The following is an 18482-nucleotide window of genomic DNA, read 5'->3' as shown; positions in this document are numbered from 1 at the left end:
ACTCTTGGTCCGGACAGCTGGCGTCCTCGACATTCCGATCGACGACGACCATTCCGCCCTCTTCAGCCCCGAGGGAAACGGTGGCGTGGTCGTGGTCGACCAGGCCGGACGGGAGCTGGCCGGCCGTCTGACGACCCCGGCTCGCGTCGCCGATCTGGTGTCCCCCGGCACAGACCCGGATGCCGTCCAAGGCGCTCTCCGCACTCTGCTGGCCTTCGATCTCGTGCACGCGGTCGGCCGTCCCCCGGCCCCGGCGTTCGAGGACAGCAGCGAACTCACCGCCTGGCTGCACGTCACCAACAAGTGCAACCTGCGGTGCCCGTACTGCTACGTCCACAAATCGGACGCCTCGATGGACGACGACACCGCACGGAAGTCCGTCGACGCCCTGGTCGCGTCGGCGACGCGCAACGGTTTCCGGTCCCTGCGCCTGAAGTACGCGGGCGGCGAGGCAAGCCTCAACCACGATGTCCTGCTCAGACTGCACGACCACGCCCAGGCGCGCTGCGCGAACGCGGGCATCGGCCTCTCCGCGGTCCTGCTCAGCAACGGCGTCGCAATCACGTCCCGGCTGGCCGCGGAACTGAAGCAGCGCGACATCCGGGTCATGATTTCCTTGGACGGCCTCGGCGCCGCACACGACGCCCAACGCCCCACCCTGGGCGGAAAGCCGTCCTCGGCGCTGGTGGTCCGCACCATCGACCGCCTGCGGGACGCGGGTCTGTCACCGCACATCTCCATCACCATCACCAGCCGCAACCTCGCCGGTGTCGCCGACGTCGTCCGGTTCGCGATCGAGCGGTCGCTGACCTTCAGCATGAACTTCTTCCGCGACAACGACTGCTCCGCGACCTTCGACGACCTCCAGTACGAGGAACAGACCATGGTCGACGGTCTCGTACGTGCCTTCGCGGTGATCGAGGAACTGCTGCCTCGGTGGAGCGTGCTGGGGTCCGTCCTGGACCGCGGTCAGCTGTTCACGCCACGCCGCCGATCCTGCGGCGTCGGCGACGACTACGTGGTGGTGGACCAGGACGGGAACCTCGCCAAGTGCCACATGGACCTGGCCGGCACGCTGGGTCACATCGGCTCAACGGACCCGGTGCAAGCCATTCGCGAGTCGGGAACCGGTATCCGCAACCTCCTCGTCGAGGAGAAATCCGGGTGCCGGGACTGCACCTGGCGCCACTGGTGTTCGGGAGGTTGCGCGGCGGCCACCTTCCGTGCTACCGGCCGCTTCGACGTTCGCTCCCCCAACTGCAACATCTACCGGTCCATCTACCCGCAGGCGATCCGCCTGGAAAGTCTTCGAATCCTTCGGTATGCCAACCATTGAAGAGAATCGTTCGACGGGCCTCCCTGCGTTGCATCGCGCTCTCGCGGACCCGACAACGGCGCGCCGGATGAACCTACCCACTTGACCAGCGACAGAAGACCTTAGTCAGCTCGATCAACTCGGCGTAATGTCGCCACGGCAGATCCGTCAATCGCCAAGTGGCCGACTAAACACACGACCGGAGGCACGCGATAAGGATCTGAGCGAAGCCGGCACGGCCAGGAAATCTCAAGGCGAGAGACCCTCTCGCAACACACGTTGCTGCACGCCTCCGCAATCGCAGCCGCCACAGTCGAGCCGCCACTGAAAGTAGTCGGTGTATCTCCATACCGTTGGCGCGGATGCTCCTATGGATGTCAAGAACTAAGTTGAAGATTGTTTGTGGGTGGTCGTCGAACCAGGTGCGCACTGGCCGCGTGTCCCCGCATTGGTCGAGTGCCGCGCGGACCGCCGCCATCTGCGGGGAGCGTCGAGGAAGGCGTCGCGATCATGCAGTTCAGCGCCCGCCGCGACGGAGAGCCACGCCGCGATATAGCCGGCCGCGACTGTCGCTGCTGTGACCAGAGTCCGCATCTTGTCATCCGATCAGGCCCGGATGACCCGACTGGCTCGGTACAGCGGAAATCACCCGACGTGAGCAAAGACAACACCGGGTCAGAACTGGGGTCGCGGCCTCGGCCAACTCCGACTCAGGCAGGCCGCCCAGGCCAAGCATCAGCGCTCGCGCGCGATTGTGGAACCACTGCAAGTCCACCTCATTCCTCGCGGACGTGACGAAGTTTTATGACCAGTCCCATGTCAGCCGGAAGTCTTTCCTTCTGCCGCGACATCGTTCATGTGTTCAAGAATTTGGCGAAGATGATCTTCTACCCGATATATCACATCATGCCCGGCATCCATACCTAATCGTTGCACAGAAATTACCGCCAGATATTCTCCGGCCTCATCCGACAAGTGATATTCAAACATCTGTTTAAATTGATCTTCGAGTCGGATCGCGAGGGTCTCCATTGCATTCAGCTCGTCGACAACGAGCTGAATAATCCTCCCATGGGCTTCGTCGCGCCGCCTCTTGTCAACCTTTTCGATATAGTCGAGCGAGGATGCCTCGTCGGCGATAATTGTGACATTTGCAAGCACTGCGTACGGCTGTCCTTGCGCCTGCTCTACCACAACGATAAAGAACGCGGCACGATCTTCCGTGTCAACGGTCCACGTAAAGGCCCAATCGGAGTGATATTGAGGGTCATCAACGCGGCCGGTGTGAGCATTTGAGATGCCGGCGACACTCTCCAGGACAGCCTTAAGTCCACCGTCGAAATCCTCCCTAAAGTCTGCATACAACTTCTCTCGCAAAATAATGGAATTTGGCAGTCCTCAATCGAAGTGGTTCGCGCGGCTTTCGAGGAGAGTGGCGTCGCGTGGGACGCCTGCCGGGTGGAGGATATCGGCGACGGGGTGCTGATCGTCGCTCCGGCGGTCGCACCCAAGGCAGGTTCGTCGAGTTGTTGCCGAATCGGCTCGACGCGTTGATCCGGAGGCACAACGCCGTGCGGTCGGAGACCCGACGGCTCCGGCTGCGGATGGCGCTGCATGCCGGTGAACTGCTGCTCGACAAGCACGGGGTGACCGGGTCGTCGGTGAACTTCGTGTTCAGGTTGCTCGACGCGGCACCGCTCAAGCATGCTTTGGCAGGCTCGGACGGTGGGCTCGCGCTGGTCGTTTCGGACTGGTTCTACGAGGAAGTGGTCCGGCGCGCCGAAAGAGTCGAACTCGCTTCTTACCGACCGGTGCACGTATCGATCAAGGAAACCGAAGCCGACGCCTGGGTGCACATCCCGGGGAACGCGGTGCCGGGCTGAGACTCGCGGTGCTGGCACCGTGTACTAGGCCGGTGTCAGCGCCGCGTGCCACGGGTGCTAGCGGGGCGCCGTCAGTATCTGGAACGTAATTCCGGGCGAAGGACCTTCTCAATGATGTTGTCAAGCCGCCGCGCTATTGCCGTGGGTCCAGATGCGCCGCCGCGGTCCGTGTGCCTCGCTAAACTGTCAGGATGCGCCGGATCCGGGTGTTCCTCTCCTCTCCGGGCGACGTCCGCGACGAACGCGGGATCGCGCTGGATGTGCTCGACCGCCTTCGGTTCGACCGGCAGCTGCGCGGGCAGGTGGATTTCGAGGCGATTGCATGGGACCGGCCGGGGGCAAGCGCACCGTTCCTGGCCACACGCACGCCGCAGGCATCGATCGACGAAGGGCTGCGGCGGCCGGCCGACTGCGACATTGTGGTCGTCATCTTCTGGTCACGGCTGGGCACCCCGCTGCCGCATCCGGAATACCACCGGGCGGACGGTGAGCCTTTCGGCTCGGGCACGGAGTGGGAATTCGAGGACGCCCTGCGCGGCGCACAGGAGCGTGGCACCCCCGAAGTGCTGCTCTACCGCCGGACTCCGATGGTGCCTGTCGACCCGGATGCGCCGGACGCCGAAGAGCAATGGCGGCAGGGCCGGCTGGTGCGCGGCTTCTTCGAACGGCACCGGGATCCCCGCAGCGGCGCAATCCTCCGCGGGCACAACGTCTATCACACGCCGGAGGAGTTCCGGACGAACTTGGAATCTCACCTGAAGACGCTAGCGCTGCGCCGGATCGGCTCTCCAGCAAACGGGGGCGGGAGTGTGCCGCTGCCGTTGTGGCCGCGTTCGCCGTTCCCGGGGCTGCGCCCCTTCTCGCCGGAGGACGCGCCGATCTACTTCGGCCGCGGCCGTGAGGCCGATGAGCTCGTCACCCGGGTGGAGGCGAACCGGTTCGTCGCTGTCGTCGGCGCCAGTGGTACGGGCAAGTCTTCGCTCGTCGGCGCCGGTCTGCTGCCGCGGCTGGCGGCCGGTGCCCTGCCCGACGTCCCGGCCTGGCTCCTACCGGAGTACGACCCGCAGACCTCGTCGTGGAACTCGCTGCGGTTCACCCCGGCACGGTTCGCGGCCGAGGCCGGCATCGGGGTGCCTACGGAAGGCTGGGCCGACCTCATGACGGGCCGACTGAACACGGCCCTCGAGGGGTTGCCGGCCGGCGCGGAGGCACTGCTGTTCGTCGATCAGTTCGAGGAGCTGTTCACCGCGGGACCAGACGAGTGGATCACCCCGTTCGCCAGCGCGCTCGCGGAGGCCGCGTCGTCGCCGAGGATCCGGGTGGTGGTGACCATCCGCTCGGACTTCTACCACCGCTGCCTGGACTCCCCGACCCTCGCCGCGCTGCTAGAGAACGGCCAGTTCCCCCTGTCCGCGCCCGAGGACACGCTGTACGACATGATCACCCGGCCGGCAGAGCGGGCCGGGCTCGGTTTCGAAGAGGCGCTGGTCGGCCGGATTCTCAGCGACACGGGACGGGCTTCCGGCGCGTTGCCCCTGCTCGCCTACACCCTCGACGAGCTGTACCGAACGCGCGGCGACACCGGTGTTCTCGGCCATGCGGCCTACGACCGTCTCGGTGGCGTTCGCGGGGCCATCGGAACGCGCGCGGAGGACACGTTTCAGCGGCTCGACGCCCTGGCGCAGGCGTCGTTCTCCCAGGTGTTCCGCGACCTGGTCGAGATCGGCGAAGGGGGCCTCGCCACGCGGCGGCGGGCCGACTTGGCCCGCATCGCCGCCGACGCCGCTTCACGACGGCTCGTGGAAGCGTTCACGCTGGCTCGGCTCCTGGTGCGCGGCGCCGAGCCGAGCAGCGCACCGGTGGTGCTCGTCGCGCACGAGGCGCTCTTCACCGGCTGGACCCGCTTGAGCCGATGGATCGAGCTCGTACGCGAAGACCTTCACGTGCTGCGCCGCTTCCGCCTGGCCGCGCGCGAGTGGGACGACAACGGGCGCGCCGACGCCTACCGCTGGCAGCACGAACGCCTCGCCCCGGTTTACGAAATGCTCACCCGGCTGGACCCGGCGCTGGACTACGTCGAGCAAGAGTTCGCCCAACACGAACACGAGCGACTGCTACCGAGTCTCGGCGATACCGAGCTGGCGATGTACCGGCGGCAGGCCATCGTGGATCGGCTCGTGGCGATCGGCCCGGCCGCGATCCCCGGCTTAATGGCGACGCTGAACGCGCCCGAACCCCAGGCGCGGGACTCCGCCGCAGCCGCACTTGCCAGAGTGGGCGAGCCAGCCATCCCCGCCCTGTTGGAAGCCTCCCACACGCCGGATGTGGACCTGAAGCTGGTCGTCCTCAAGGCCTTGCGTCAGATCGACCTCCCCAAGGTGCTGCCCACCTTCCGCAAGGCGTTGCGGCACCACGACGAGCGTGTCTACTCCGTGGCAGCCGGCGCGCTGGCGGCCATGACTACACCCGGCGCGGCCGCGGTGCTCACCGAGGCTGCCGCCGATCTCAACGTGGACGTGCGGTGGCGAGCGGTCGGCGTCCTCGGAGCACTGGGTGAGGCGGCGGTCATGCCGTTGCTGTCCGCCACGCGAGACGACGACACCAGGGTGCGGGCGGATGCGCGGGCCGCACTCGAGGCGGTCGGCCCGCAGTACGTCGCCCTGCTCCTGGAAGCGTTGCGGAGCCCCCAAGCACAGAAGCGGTCGGCGGCTGCGGAGACATTGGCCAGTGTCGGCGGGCCGGCTGCGCCCGGACTGGCCGAAGCACTCGGCGACGACGACGCCGATGTGCGCTGGCGGGCCGCCGAGGTCCTGTGGGCATGCGGCGGACGCGCAGAGGTTCCCGCCCTGCTGGCCGCCTTGGTGGACCCCCACCCGGCAGTCCGGCAAGCCGCCGCCGGGGCGCTGGGCAAGATCGGCGCCGCGGAAGCGACTCAAGCCCTGGTGACCACCCTCTCGGATGCTCAGGCCGAAGTGGCCGAGGCGGCCGCGGAAGCGCTCGGCGCGATCGGCGCTCCGGCCGGGTCCGCACTGGTGAACGTGCTCGAGCACGGGCGGGATCGACCGGTGCAGCAGCTGGCCGCGACCGCGCTGGCCCGGTCCGGGCGTACGGGACCAGACCGGTTGGTGTCCTTGCTCTTCGGTTCCGCCCCGGGAGTCGTGACACTCGCGGCGGACGCGCTCGCGGGACTTGGCCGGATCGCCGTGCCTGCCCTGCTGACCGTCTTGCGGACCGCGACCGAGCGACGGCACCAGGCTGCCGTCGTCGCGACTCTGCGTGGCATCGGAGAAACTGCAGCGTCGGCGCTGCTCGCCGAGCTCGACCGCGACCCCGAACCGGCCGTACGCCGGGCTGTCGCCGAGGCGCTCGACGGCATGGTCGGCGACGAGGCCCGGTCGGGACTGACGCGGCTCCTCTACGACAAGGACGCCGAGACCAGTGCGGTGGCGGCCCGCGGCCTGGCGCGCTCAAGTTACAACTACGTTCCCGTCCTCGTGCGCGCGTTCTTGAGGCCGCGAACGCGAGCCGCGGCGGCCGAGGGGCTGCGGGTGGCCGGTGGGGACGCTGTGCCCGAGCTGCTCGGACTGGTCCGGAGCAACTCGCCGGTCCGCGACCCGGCCATCGGGCTGTTGCGGGTCATCGGCACCCCGGCGGCCGTGTTCGGTTTGGCCGAACTGGGTCTTCTCGACCTCGACGACTAGCCCAGATAGCAGACGACCCTGAAGTGCAAGTCGGACCCATCGTGCAAGCTGGCCGCGCAGTCGGCGGTGATCAGCCCCCGGTCCACCGCCTCCGGTGGATTGGTTTCCGCGTCACAGATGACGTAATACGACTCGCCGGGGTCCTCACCGCCCAGGATCCCGCTGCGCCACAGGACGGCGAGGAAGTCGTCGAGAGTCCGCTTGAGGCGAGCGTGCACTCGCCGGTCCTGCGCGTCCTCGAAGATCACCCAACCGGCGGCGTGCCGCACCGCGCGGGTGATGAAGTTCATCAACCTTCGCTTGCGGACGAACCGCCACGACGGGTCGCTGGACAAGGTCCGCGCGCCCCACACGCGCAGGCCACGGCCGGCCGCATCGACCAATGCGTTGATCCCGATGGGGTTGAGCAATTCCTGTTCTTGCAGCGTCACCTCGGTCTGGGTCCCAAGGGTTCCGAGGATCAGCTCGTTGGCCGCGTGCTGGTGGAGGTCAGTGCGTGCGAACACACCGGCGACGTACCCGCACGGCGGCACCGGCGTCGCGTAGTGCTCCTGTCCCGCCACTTTCAGCCAAGGGTAGTAGAGCGCCGAATATTTCGAGTCGAAACCGGCTCCGTCCATCCGCCAATTCCGGACCTGATCAGGAGAAAGACCGGGCGGGGAATCGAGGATCGCCAGCCGATCGCCCGCGATCTCGCAGTGCGCAATGGTCGCCAGCTGCGCCGCCTTGACTCCGTCCATGTCCAGCGCGTCACGCTCGTACAGCGACATCACATCCGGCACAGCGACCGCGGAGATGTCCTCGACCAGCTCGAGGCCGGCGAGCCCAGACCGGTCATCCGAGTCACCGACCAGGTCGTCGAGCCCGACGGCGTCGACCGCGAGGTCGTTGATCCGCACCACGTAGCAGGACCGTCCGCCGTTGGCGAAGAACCCCAACACGGCCTCTCCGAGATACGTCCCCGTTAGCCGTCCGCCGAAGCGCTGCTCGTACTCCGGCCAGCTATGCACCAGCGTGGGCATGTGCGCCGGTCCCCGCACCGCGAGCCCTACGAACGCCGCCGTCGAGTGCTCGGCAATCCACCTCGGCGCGGTGATCTCGGCCTGCTCCTCCGGCTCCGCACGGTAAGTCAGCGGAAAGGGCGACATCTCGGAAGCGGACAGCTCCTCGATGTAGACGCCGGGAGTCAGGTAGGTCGGCACGCTTGGACAGCGTAGTCGCCGAGCGGTGCTGTCGGCGCGAACCGGCGGCACGACTCGGTCAGCCAGTGATGTGCGGCGACAACCAGTCTCCCCAGCCCCCGGTCCGAGCCGTCGCCCACGTCGTCCACCACCAGCGCGAGCACCCGCACGCTTTTCAGCCGCTCCGGGTGCTCGACCGCGTGGCCCGCCGTAGCTCAGCGGAGTGCCGGGGCAGGTCGTCGAGCGTGCCGTTGCCGAACCAGCTGTGACCCTCGCGGCGGAAGGCGCCCGGATTGCTTGGCACACGGCCTGGCTCAGATTTCCGTCTCTGGGGTCCGTGGGCTCGATCGCCCAGGCCGATGAACGGTCGCCCCGCACCAGAGATGGGGCGACCGAACGCTGTTTCGTCGTTGTCGACTTCGCCTAGATCACTTGGCTTCCAGACGCCGATGCCTTCCCGAGACGCCGATCACACCACCGTCGATGCATAGGTCGTTATACAACCAACGGGCGCCCGATCCGCTGAGCCGATCGGGCGAACGATCCCCACCATGCCGTCATGGGCACCCAGCCTCGGCATCGGTCCAACGTGCATGCACATCAACCACACCAGACTCAGCCCTCGCCACCGAAAGACCCCGTGGACTTGCTCGCACAGTGGGTGAGCAGAAAGAACCAAACCGGAACAGCATCCACAGACGCCCAGGTCAACGGCCTGCGATTTGTGTTCTACGGCCGGACTTCGACCGTCCGTAACCAAGATCGCGTGTCCTCGCAGGGATGGCAGCGAGACATGGCCGACAACCTCATCAATGGCCACGGCCAGGTCGTCTGCGCCTACTTCGACGCCGGCACTTCACGCCGCGTCCCGTGGCGGCAGCGACCACAGGCCGCCGAGCTGATGACCGCGCTCTCCAGCCCCGAACTTGCGGTCGATGCGATCGTGGTTGGCGAGTACGAACGCGCCTTTACCGGCACCCAGTTCCTCACCCTCTACACCTGGTGCACCCGGCACGGCATCCAGCTGTGGCTGCCCGAAACCGGAGGTCCAGTCGATCTCGCCAACCGCGATCACCGGGCACTGCTATCCCTCCTGGCGACCCAGTCGCAGCGCGAGGTCCTGCGCGCCCGCCACCGGGTGCTGGCCGCGATGCACAACCAGGCGACTCAGCAAGGCCGCTACCTCGGTGGACGACCACCGTACGGCTACCAGCTCGTCGACGGCGGCCCGCACCCGAACCTCGCCGACGCCCGGTGGGGTCGACGGCTGCAGCGCCTCGCTCCTGACCCCCGCACGGCGCCGCATGTCGCTTGGATGTTCCGCCAGCGCCTGGCCGGACACAGCATCGCGAGCATCGCCCGGCACCTCAACGAACGCCGAGTCCCCTGCCCCTCCAGTGCCGACCCGGACCGCAACCGACACCGAACCGGAGGCGCATGGACACTCCGCACCGTCGCCGTCATCCTGGCGAACCCGCGCTACACCGGACGACAAGCCTGGAACCGCCGCGCCACCGACACCAGCGGCCCAGCCTCAACGCCCGCGCTGTCGGCGAAGGCGGCGCATCCGGCACTCGTCACGGAGCAGGACTTCGTCGCCGCGCAGCATGTCCGGGCGGCGCGCCCCGCTGGCGACGGTCAGACTCGCCGGTTCGCCCTCGCCGGGCTCATCCACTGCGGCGTTTGCGACCGTCGGCTGGACTCGCACTGGAATCACGGACGTCCGACCTACCGGTGCCGCCATGGCCACACCAGCACTCAACGCGCGAGCCAGCCTCGACCGAAGACGCTCTACATCCGCGAGGATCATCTCGTCGACCAGATCAACGTCCGGCTCGGAGATCAAGACGGTGACGGTCACGCCACGCTGGAGTCTGCTCGGACACGAAGCAGCCGCGTCGCGACAGCACTGCGTGATTCGGGACAGGTCATCGTCTGCGACAATGCCGGATGGCGACTGCAGGAGATCGATTCGAGCTGAGCTACGATTGCCCCAGTTTCAAGATCGCGTTTCGCGATCCGTGGGGTAATACTGTGTCCGAGGACTTGAACCCCCATACGTGGGATATCTCCCGTGTTCGGGGAGATCATGCGCTCAGTGTAGCGCAGAGTCACCGGTCTCGATCGCTCACGACAGCGGTCCTGGCCAAGGCCCAATTTCGCTCAGGCGGCATCCAGCGCGGGAAGACGAGCCATCAGCAGCTCGTACCCCACGGCCTCCTGCGGGATCCGCGTACCGGCCGTCAGCACGTCCTGGGCTTGCCCGGCCAAGGGTCCCATCCAGCCCGCTACCTGCGCGGCGACGTGCTCGGCCACCGGCTCAGCAGGACGTCGGTAGGACGTCGCGAACAGGAGGTCGTAGAGCGAGTACGCGGGCTCAACCACCGGAAGCCCCGCACGCTGGGAGTTAAGACTCGCGGTGGCCGGGATCTGCAAACCGTTGAGATCGACGTCGCCGAAATACACGATCCGATCCGGCGGCGGAGACAGGAGCGGGACGGACAAGACCGCCGACGGAAACTGGCTACCCGTCCCGTAACCGACGTACCGAGCCGGGCCGCCGGCGGCAGCGCTGAGCCGCGTGGCTTCGAGCAGCGACGTGTAGGTGTGATGGTTCTCCGCGATCAGCAGCGCGGTACCGCGCGGGTCCGGAGCACCCGCCACCCACTGCGAGACGAAGGGAATAGGGACCTCGTGGCAGCGCAAGAGGTCCAGCGTCAACGCGCCCGAGGTGAACAAGCGCGTCGACTTCAGGCGGTCCAGCCGCTTCTCGTCACCGAATAGCTCCAGCGAACGTTCGCGAACCGGCACGCTCGGGCGCGACGCACCTTTGTCGCGCAGGAAAACTGCGGCGATCTCGAGTACCCCGATCTCGTCGTCGCGGGCGGCGATGCGTCCCGCGGCCTCGAGCGCCGCCGGCCAAACTCGAACGTCCCGCGGCGCACGACCAGGGCGCCGGCGGGGCGGGAGACGTACCCATTTCGGCAGCGGAGGCTCCTCCCGCGTGTCGAAATGCTGACGCGACACGGGGAACGCCACCTGACCGGCCGCCACCAGCTCGTCCAGTGCCTCGCGGATTTCGCTTCGGGCGCTCGGCGTCGTGGCCAGACTTCGGTCGAAGGCGACCGCGGCCGCGTAGAGGTCAACCAACTCCACTCGCTGCACCGGTGACGCCGCGACGTGCTCGGCGAGCCGCTCGGCCAACGCGTTCACGAGTCGTCCTCGCGCAGGACTCGGGCGCTGGTGATACCGTCGTCATCCGCGGTGGCTTGCTGGTCTAACACCACGTAGCGCCGGTTGCGAAGCGAGCCGGGCGCGTTGCGCATGCGCAGCACGTTGGGGAACTGGCCCACCGCACCGAGATCCTCCACGCCGGTCGTGTACACGAGCTGGACACCGTGCGCCGCCGCGACGTCCCGCTGCAGGCGCAGCAGGGCAACGTGGCTGGCCGTGCCGAGCGGGTTGTCGAGCACGAGAGTCCCGCCGATGGCCGCCCGTCCGCGTCCGCGGTTGACTGCCCGCAGCCGTGCGAGCGTGCAGTAGAGCGCCACGCACACGGTCAGCTTCTCACCACCGGAGAACTTGCCGAGGTGGGTGACGTCGACCGGTTCGACCGCGAGATCGCTGTTGGGCTTGAGCACCTTGACTGTGAACCCGCGCGGCGCGACCGCTTCGTGCACGCACTTCTTGAGGACCGCGAGCCCCTCCGGTTTCGTCTTCTTGTCCGCGACGATCCGGTCGACAACCGCGTCGATCCGGGCATGCAGGTCTTCGTCACCGGTCGGACGCAGGAAGCTGATCCGCAGGAAGTGCTCGTTGGCCCACCGCCCCAGCGTGCCGGGTAGTTTCGAGTGCCGATGCGCGGACTCGAGGGTCGCGAGCACGTCCTTCACCAGGCCCGCGATCTCCCCGACCACGAGCCGCTGATCACGCCCGATTTCGGCGAGCTGGCCGTCGATCGTCCGGTACCGCACCCGCATTTCTTGCGCGCGGGCTTCGGCGCGGTCCGCAAGCACGTCCGCGTCGTCCCCCGTGAGACGGTCGCGGATCGCGCCGGGTACCTCGGCGAACCGGGCCTCAGCGGCGATCCTGCGGACCTCGGCGATCGACCTGGTGGCACGGTCGGCGGTCTCCTCGGCCTCCTTGTTCGCCGACTGGAGCCGACTGAGCAGCGACTCGAGTTCGGCTTCCGGCTCGTCCCCGGCATAGGCCGGGACGTCTCCGGGCACCTCGACCGGAGTGGCGGCGCCAGCGAGCCTTTTGGCTTGCTGAGCGAACACCTGGGCCGCCGTGTCGGCTTCGGACGCGAGTTTGCCCGCGTCCTCGGCCTCGCGGTTGAGCCGGGTCACCTCGCTGCTCATTTCGGTCGCTCGCTCGGCTTCCGCCGCCGCTCGTTCCCGGGCCTCCGCCTCGGTCGCGGGCTCGTCGTCGAGCGGGGCGTGCCGCAGCCGATCACGCGGAGTGCGCTGCTTGACCTCTTCCGATGCCTGGTTGAGTTCGGTCTTCGCCTCGCTCAGCTTCTGTTGTGCCTCGTTGGCCACTTCGCGGGAGCGTTTCCGCGCTGCTGCTCGCCGGTCCACGTCCTGACCGTCGCCGGTCGCGAGCAGCTGCTGCGCGAGCTCGCGCGCGGATTCCGGGTACTCGGCCAGCGCCCGGTCCGCCCGTTTGCCTCGCTCGAGGTGTGCGGTGAGACGCTCGGCCAGCACGGATTGGGAAGCCACGGTCTGCCATTGCGAGTCTAGCTCGGCGAACCGGCTGCTCAGCCACGACAACGGATCGCCGTCGCCGGTCACGACGGCCTCCCGATCACCGTCGAGCAGGGTGACCTGGGTGGAATCCCGTTCGTACCGCTTCCAGTTCGCCTGGTGCTGCGAGGCCAGCGAACGAGCGGCTCGCTCCGTCTCCTGCAATTCCGACACCCGGCTTGCGGCCTCGTCGGCGATGCCGGTGCAGACTTCGACCTCCTTGTCGAGCTGCGCGATCGCCAGCTGGATCCCCGGCCGTTCGGCGGTCCGCTTCGCCAGCGCGTTCAGCCGCTCGATCCGCTGCGCCAGCCGGTTCAGCTCGTCGCTCAAGCCGGCTTCGGTTACCGCGTCCTCGGCTTCCTGCTCGTCCAGCTCATCGATCTGCGCCCGGACCACCTGATCGTCGTCGGTCAGGCCCGAGATAGCCTCGTCACACTCTTCGACGGCCTTCTCCAGCGCATCGAGGTGCCCCGCCGGGCAGTCTTCGAGCAGCGACTCCAGCGTCGCCAGCAGCGCCCTGTCCGCCTTCGCCTGTTCCTGCAGCTCCGAGATCCGCCGGTCCTGGTCACGCCTACGCTCTTCACGGTCCGCTCGCGCGTGTTCCGCCGCATCGCGGTCATAGAGCGCGGGTTCGCTGGGGAACACCAGGTATGCCGGCGGCGCCGCGGCCACCGCCCGTTCGAACTGCGTAGCTGTGGATACCGCGACGTGCGCGACGGTGTACCACGGCTTGGAGGCAAGAGCACGGCGGGCGTTCTCCGCGTCGCCGTCGGCGACGACCACACCAGCGGCGAGTTCCGCGACGCCAGGATTCTCCAGCACCGATGCGCGCTCGGCTTCGGTGACCAGGTCACGGAGGGTCTGCCAGCCCGGTGTCGCCGGTACCTCGGCCGCCACGAGCACCTCCGCGGCCCGTTCGGCGTCGCGCGTGGTGGGCAGGAAGTCGTCGGTCTGGAGCCCGTCCAACGCGCGGTTGTCCTCGGCGGCGTCCACCCGGGTGGCCACGACGGCCGACTCGGCGGCCGACGCCTCCCGGGTCAGCGCCGCGCGCAGGTCCGCGGCCTCGACCCAGAGGTCGAGCCGGGTCCCGGCGGCCAGCTGGGTCAGCTCGGCCAGCCGGACGTCCGTGGCGAGTGCGTCGGCCCTGGCCACGAGCTTGCGCCTGTCGCCATCAAGGCGATCGCGTTCGGCCGTCGCGGCCGTGCGATCGGTCGCCAGCTTCCGGCTCCGCGCTTCCAGCTCGCCGCGAACCGCGGGCCGGGCCTCACGGCGCTTCCGCACCTGGCCTTGCAGATCCTCCTTCTCGCGGCGGTTCTGCTTCGTTCCGGCCAAGATGATCGAGGGATCGGCCTGATCGTCCGCGAGATCGCCCAGCACCACGGCGGCGGCCACCTCTTCGCGGATTTCGATCAGCCGGCCTCGAGCGGTTTCGGCACGCACACCGGCCTCGACTGCCAGTTTCCGGTTCTGCTGCTCTCGAGCACCTTCCGTCTTCGCGTCCGCTTGCGCCTCGCCGGCTGCCGTATCCGCAATCGTTTCGGCTTCGCGCTCTTCCTCGGAGAGCTGCGCGTAGCGTGCCTTGAGCGTCGCGGCGGCGTTGTCTCGGGCTTCCCGCAGCGGAGCGGTCTCCCGGTCCTCCTGGGCGATCTGCTGCCGCACGTCCTCCGCGTGAAGGTGAGCTTCGACCCGATCGGCGAGGTGCCCCACCGCCTGCCAGGCCAGGTCCTCGTCGTTGGCTTCGTCCGCGGTGGCGGTCGCCCTTTCCCACCCGGCCTTCGCGGTCTTCTTCCGGTGGTTCGCCGCGACCCGGTACAGCTCGCTCGCGATGTCGTTGACCCGGCTGCGCTCCCGATCCAGCGTACGAGCGCTGTTCCCCAGTCGGTCCGCTTCTTCTGCCAGCCACTTCCGGTCGCCCTCCCGCGCCGAAGCCGCGGTACGGAACGCTCCGGCAAGCCGGGCAGCGGACGAGCGGGCTCCCGCAGCCGCCTCACCCGCCGCCTTCGCCAGCATGTGCCGTTCGGCGAGCCGCTCCAGCTTGCCTTCCAGCTCCCCGCAGAATTCCCGGTCGACGAGCAGGCCGGGCTTGCGCGCGAGCACGTCGACGACCTTCCGCAGGTTGTTCGCGACGAGGTCGGGCTGCGTGCTGTCGACCGTCAGATCGATCAGGAAGTCGATGAACTTGTCCGTGGTCGCGAATTCGAACAGCCCGGCGACGCCGCCCTCGGAATGGTTCATCTGCTTCTGGTAGGCGAACACCGCCGGGTCGAGGTTCCGCGCGGTCAGCGCGTCCGTCCACTCGCCACGCTGGCGTGTGATCACGAACCTGAACTGCTGGGGATTGGCCGCCGCGATCTCCTTGAGCACGTTCACGAACTCGGCCATTGTCCGCGTCCGGCCAGATTCGTCGCGCACCGGCATGCCGGGCAGGTCCAGTACACCCGGGACGGCGAAGAAGCTGTAGTACCAGCCCTTGAGCTTCTCGCGGTCGCGATCCGGGTCGGCGGGCTTTCGCCGTTCGTCCCATTCGTAGACGGCGCCGGTGACCAGCCGGGCCGGTTGGCTGGCGTCGCCGCCGGGCTGGGCCACCCATTCCGCCACTGTATGGCTCGTGTCGCCGGAGGACACGTAGTCCTCGAGGTGACGCTTGACCGTCTTGCCCATGAAGTCTTTGCGCAGCGGGAGCAACAGCGCGAAGAAAAGCGACAGCAGGCTCGACTTCCCGCCGCCGTTGCGCAGCCAGAGAATCGAGTCGACTGGTGCTCGCTCGCCCGCCGTCGAGACGTCCAGCGTCAGATCCGTGAAGCGGGCGGCACGGTCCCCGACGTTTGCGAGGCGGAAGGACGAAAGCTGGTAGGTCACGTCCCCACCACCGGAGTGTGGTCGCCTCGGCGCCTCGCGGCCAACAGCTCGTAGGTCGCGTTGCCCGCCAGCTCACCGACCTGGATGCGGAAGCGTTCGAGGAGTTGGAAAGTCTCGGGGCCGCGGTTCGGCGCCAGCCGCGCCAGGCCTTGGTCGACCATCCAGTTCAGGACGTTCGCGACCCAATAAGTGGAGGACGCGGCCGAGCGACGTCCCTGTCCCTTCCCCCTATCAGCCTTATAGCCGGGAGACAGGCGGTCATACGTCCGCCATGCCTCTTCGAACGACACATCTTCCAGCATCTGGGGTTCCGGTGCGCGCTTAAGCCGATCGCACGCGTCGCGGACGAACCGTTCGATCTCGTCGACCGATACCCACCGGACACGATCGTCGTCGAAGTCGGCCGGGGCCGGGAACACGTAAGCCGCGATGGCCGCGCTGATCAGCCCGACCAGCAGCCGGTGGGCCACTGTGCTCACGTTGGGCAGATCCGTGAGCCGGTACGCGAACACCGACTCACGGCGCGCGCCCAGCACCAGGCCGAGCTCGCCGGCGGCCAGCACTTGCAGGTCCAGCCCGTCGAGGACACTTGTCACCGCGTTGTGGAATTCCGCGTCCTCGCGGTAGCGGCCGAGCAGAGTCCGGTAGTCGGAATCGGCGCCGGGCCGCTGCTTCGGGCGGAGCGCGCAACCGATGAGTACGCCGACGTCTGAAAGGTCCTGCTGGCCGAGCGTCATGACACCTCCTGAACGGAAGTCGCGGCCCAGCGGGCGAGTGTTTCTTCGTCTTCGGCCACGATCAGGTCGTCTCCCGACCAGCCGGGTACGTCGATCAGGCTGCCGTCGGCATCGACCACCGCAGCCGGGCCAAGAATGCGGGCGGCGGTGTCCACTGCGGTGGAGAAGTCTTCCGCGCTCTCCGGGGCGTAGGTCCAGAGTGCCGCGAGCACGACGAGCCGCTCGACAGCACCTCGATCGAGCTCGCCGGGCAGGTCGGCGGCTCGGACGGCGAGCAGCAACACCGACAATCGGGCGGGCAACGGGACGGAGTCGACCACAGCCGTAGCGGCCGCCAGGATCTCGGGCGAGACCGCGGGCGGGTCCGGGTCACCAAGTTCTTCGTCGTCGAGCGGTGGTTCGTCGATCCGGGGCTCTCGGCGCGGCGCGAGCAGGTCGTCGACCAGGTCGGCGAACCGCACGATCCGGGGCACCTGTGGCCCCGCGGCGAACACGGCGAACGCCTCGGCCGGTTCCGCCGCGTCTTCGGCGGCCATGGTCAACAGCGGCAGGAACACACCGTCGGCGATGTCCGGGTTCCGCAGCCCGCCGATCGGCCGGAAGGACTGACGAAGCTGTTCGTCGAGGAAGATCGTCCGCGCGCCGACCAGCCTGCCATGCAGTTCGGTGTGCCGGCGACGGCATTCTTCGAGCAGACCCGCGATCCGGGCTGCCGCCGCGGTGATCGCAGGATCCGCCTCCGCCGTGTCGAGGGCGCTCCGTACGTGGTCGAGCAGCCTGCCCTCCGCGCCGAGCCGCTCCTCGAGGTGCACCCGGTTTCGCTCGAACTGTGCCGGGACGTCCCGGGCCCAGCGGTCGAGGACCGTGCGGATGTCGCGCACGGTGTCGGTCAGGAGCGCGCGCAGTTCGTCGCTGTAGCGCACCGACAGCAGCCGCGACCGCTCCGCGGCCTTCTCCGCCTGGCCGAACGCGCCTCGCTTGAGCTGCCGATCGAGCATGAGCTCGACCGCGGCCTGCTCGTCCTCGACGTCAAATTCCAAACCCCCGACCAGCGCGTTGATCGCGTCCGCGGACGCCCGGAGCACGTTCACGCCCCGCTGCAGGTCTTCGTGCTCGCTCAACAGCCGGAACTCCACAGCAATCGCCCGGTGCTGCACAGATCCGTCAGGTTCGAGCGAGAAGTCCGAGACCTGGTAGGCGAACGGGGCCTCGCGTTCCCGGCGGTTCAGCAGCGCATCGATGACGTACCGTGCGACCGCTTCGTGTACCTCGGAGGGCTGCTCGGGACATGCGCTCGCCGCCAGCCTCGCCAGGCCGATGACAGCCTCGTCGTAGGTCACTTCCTCCTCGAAACCCTGCCGGGAGATCACCGTGTCGATGGCGGCTAGCGCAAGGGTGACGACGTCGTAGTCGTGGGTGCCCCAGGACTGCCGGCTCGCATTGTCAGCCGCGTCCGCGACCGGCCGGGCTCGCAGGAGTGCCCGCACCCGCCCGCCAAAGGCCTCGTCGAACACGGCGCGGCCCACGGTCCGCGGAGCACTCATCTTGTGCCACCCCCTCGGTGCGTGGATGCCCGGAAGATCGGCTACGAGCGCGTCACCGTTACGCCGCCGGCACCTTAGGGCAGCGGGCGGCCGTGGCTCCTGCACCGTTTTCGGTGGCCGGACGCGCAGCAGCACATCGTCGGGCGCCTTGGGGGTGAGGGTTACACCGTCGGGCACGTGCACCCGAAAAAGCAGTTCACCCAGGGATACTCGCCAAAAGACAGCACGGTCCGGATCTCCTGGAACGTCGTCGTCGCCACGATCAACGACCTCGCCGCACTCAATATCCCGCCAACCAGCACGACAGATTCCGCCGATCGCTCACAAGACCAATAGGCTCGTATTTCCGCCCTGCCGAGTGCGCTCCTCAGCTTGCCGTATGCCGAACGACGCTGACCGCGGTTCAGGTGGCGGCGAACGGCCGTTGCGGCTATTCCGGCGACCTCGGTGGCCCTGCGGCGATGTCGGCCACTGCTCTGCTGGTGAACCGGATTTGCGTCCCGTCGGCGGAGCGTTC

At 68.0% G+C, this 18482-nt stretch carries 11 protein-coding genes; 5 read left to right on the top strand and 6 right to left on the bottom strand.

Features of this window, described 5'->3' with window-relative positions:
• The first annotated feature begins 4 nt into the window (after positions 1-4).
• On the top strand, positions 5-1336 hold the full coding sequence (locus AB0M93_RS00125; protein WP_364266198.1) for a radical SAM protein: 1332 nt from the start codon (positions 5-7) through the stop codon (positions 1334-1336).
• A 798-nt stretch (positions 1337-2134) separates the two neighbouring features.
• Here the strand turns inward: AB0M93_RS00125 and AB0M93_RS00120 are convergent.
• Positions 2135-2692 (bottom strand): hypothetical protein, encoded by a 558-nt coding sequence (locus AB0M93_RS00120; protein WP_364266195.1) that lies wholly within the window; start codon positions 2690-2692, stop codon positions 2135-2137.
• 65 nt (positions 2693-2757) lie between these two features.
• On the opposite strand from AB0M93_RS00120, the gene AB0M93_RS00115 reads away from it, so the two are divergent.
• Together AB0M93_RS00115 and AB0M93_RS00110 are read left to right on the top strand one after the other, a co-directional pair.
• Positions 2758-3198 (top strand): hypothetical protein, encoded by a 441-nt coding sequence (locus AB0M93_RS00115; protein ID WP_364266192.1) that lies wholly within the window; start codon positions 2758-2760, stop codon positions 3196-3198.
• 191 nt (positions 3199-3389) lie between these two features.
• Entirely contained in the window at positions 3390-6899 is a 3510-nt protein-coding gene (locus AB0M93_RS00110; RefSeq protein ID WP_364266189.1) for a HEAT repeat domain-containing protein, read from the top strand.
• On the opposite strand, the gene AB0M93_RS00105 is transcribed toward AB0M93_RS00110, so the two are convergent.
• Entirely contained in the window at positions 6896-8101 is a 1206-nt protein-coding gene (locus AB0M93_RS00105) for a phage tail sheath subtilisin-like domain-containing protein (RefSeq protein ID WP_364266186.1), read from the bottom strand. The two genes, AB0M93_RS00110 and AB0M93_RS00105, sit on opposite strands and share 4 nt — an antisense overlap.
• A 640-nt stretch (positions 8102-8741) precedes the next feature.
• Between AB0M93_RS00105 and AB0M93_RS00100 the strand changes: the two genes are divergently transcribed.
• Positions 8742-10061, top strand: coding sequence for a recombinase family protein (locus AB0M93_RS00100; protein WP_364268883.1), 1320 nt, complete (start codon positions 8742-8744; stop codon positions 10059-10061).
• A gap of 182 nt (positions 10062-10243) precedes the next feature.
• On the opposite strand, the gene AB0M93_RS00095 is transcribed toward AB0M93_RS00100, so the two are convergent.
• The 4 genes from AB0M93_RS00095 to AB0M93_RS00080 are packed head-to-tail and all read right to left on the bottom strand — an operon-like array spanning position 10244 to position 18148.
• Positions 10244-11293: a hypothetical protein gene (locus tag AB0M93_RS00095; RefSeq protein WP_364266183.1), complete on the bottom strand. Its 1050-nt coding sequence runs from the start codon at positions 11291-11293 to the stop codon at positions 10244-10246.
• Positions 11290-15684, bottom strand: coding sequence for a hypothetical protein (locus AB0M93_RS00090; protein WP_364266180.1), 4395 nt, complete (start codon positions 15682-15684; stop codon positions 11290-11292). The genes AB0M93_RS00095 and AB0M93_RS00090 overlap by 4 nt, the downstream gene beginning before the upstream one ends.
• Positions 15681-16421 carry a hypothetical protein gene (locus tag AB0M93_RS00085; protein WP_364266177.1) on the bottom strand — a complete coding sequence of 247 codons (741 nt, stop codon included), beginning with the start codon at positions 16419-16421 and terminating at the stop codon, positions 15681-15683. The genes AB0M93_RS00090 and AB0M93_RS00085 overlap by 4 nt, the downstream gene beginning before the upstream one ends.
• Entirely contained in the window at positions 16418-18148 is a 1731-nt protein-coding gene (locus AB0M93_RS00080) for a hypothetical protein (RefSeq protein WP_364266174.1), read from the bottom strand. The genes AB0M93_RS00085 and AB0M93_RS00080 overlap by 4 nt, the downstream gene beginning before the upstream one ends.
• On the opposite strand from AB0M93_RS00080, the gene AB0M93_RS00075 reads away from it, so the two are divergent.
• A complete protein-coding gene (locus AB0M93_RS00075) occupies positions 18143-18301 on the top strand; it encodes a hypothetical protein (RefSeq protein ID WP_364266171.1) in 159 nt (52 codons plus the stop codon). The two genes, AB0M93_RS00080 and AB0M93_RS00075, sit on opposite strands and share 6 nt — an antisense overlap.
• Positions 18302-18482: the final 181 nt, after the last annotated feature.

Source organism: Amycolatopsis sp. NPDC051102 (assembly GCF_040682815.1).
In the GTDB taxonomy this organism is placed as follows: Bacteria; Actinomycetota; Actinomycetes; order Mycobacteriales; family Pseudonocardiaceae; genus Amycolatopsis.
The sequence above is the reverse complement of the archived record's forward strand: the minus strand, read 5'-3'. Positions and strand labels throughout refer to the sequence as shown.

Excerpts from the sequence above, each read along its gene's own strand:
- AB0M93_RS00085 (WP_364266177.1), bottom strand. The coding sequence starts at position 16,421 with ATGACGCTCGGCCAGCAGGACCTTTCAGACGTCGGCGTACTCATCGGT.
- AB0M93_RS00110 (WP_364266189.1), top strand. The coding sequence starts at position 3,390 with ATGCGCCGGATCCGGGTGTTCCTCTCCTCTCCGGGCGACGTCCGCGAC.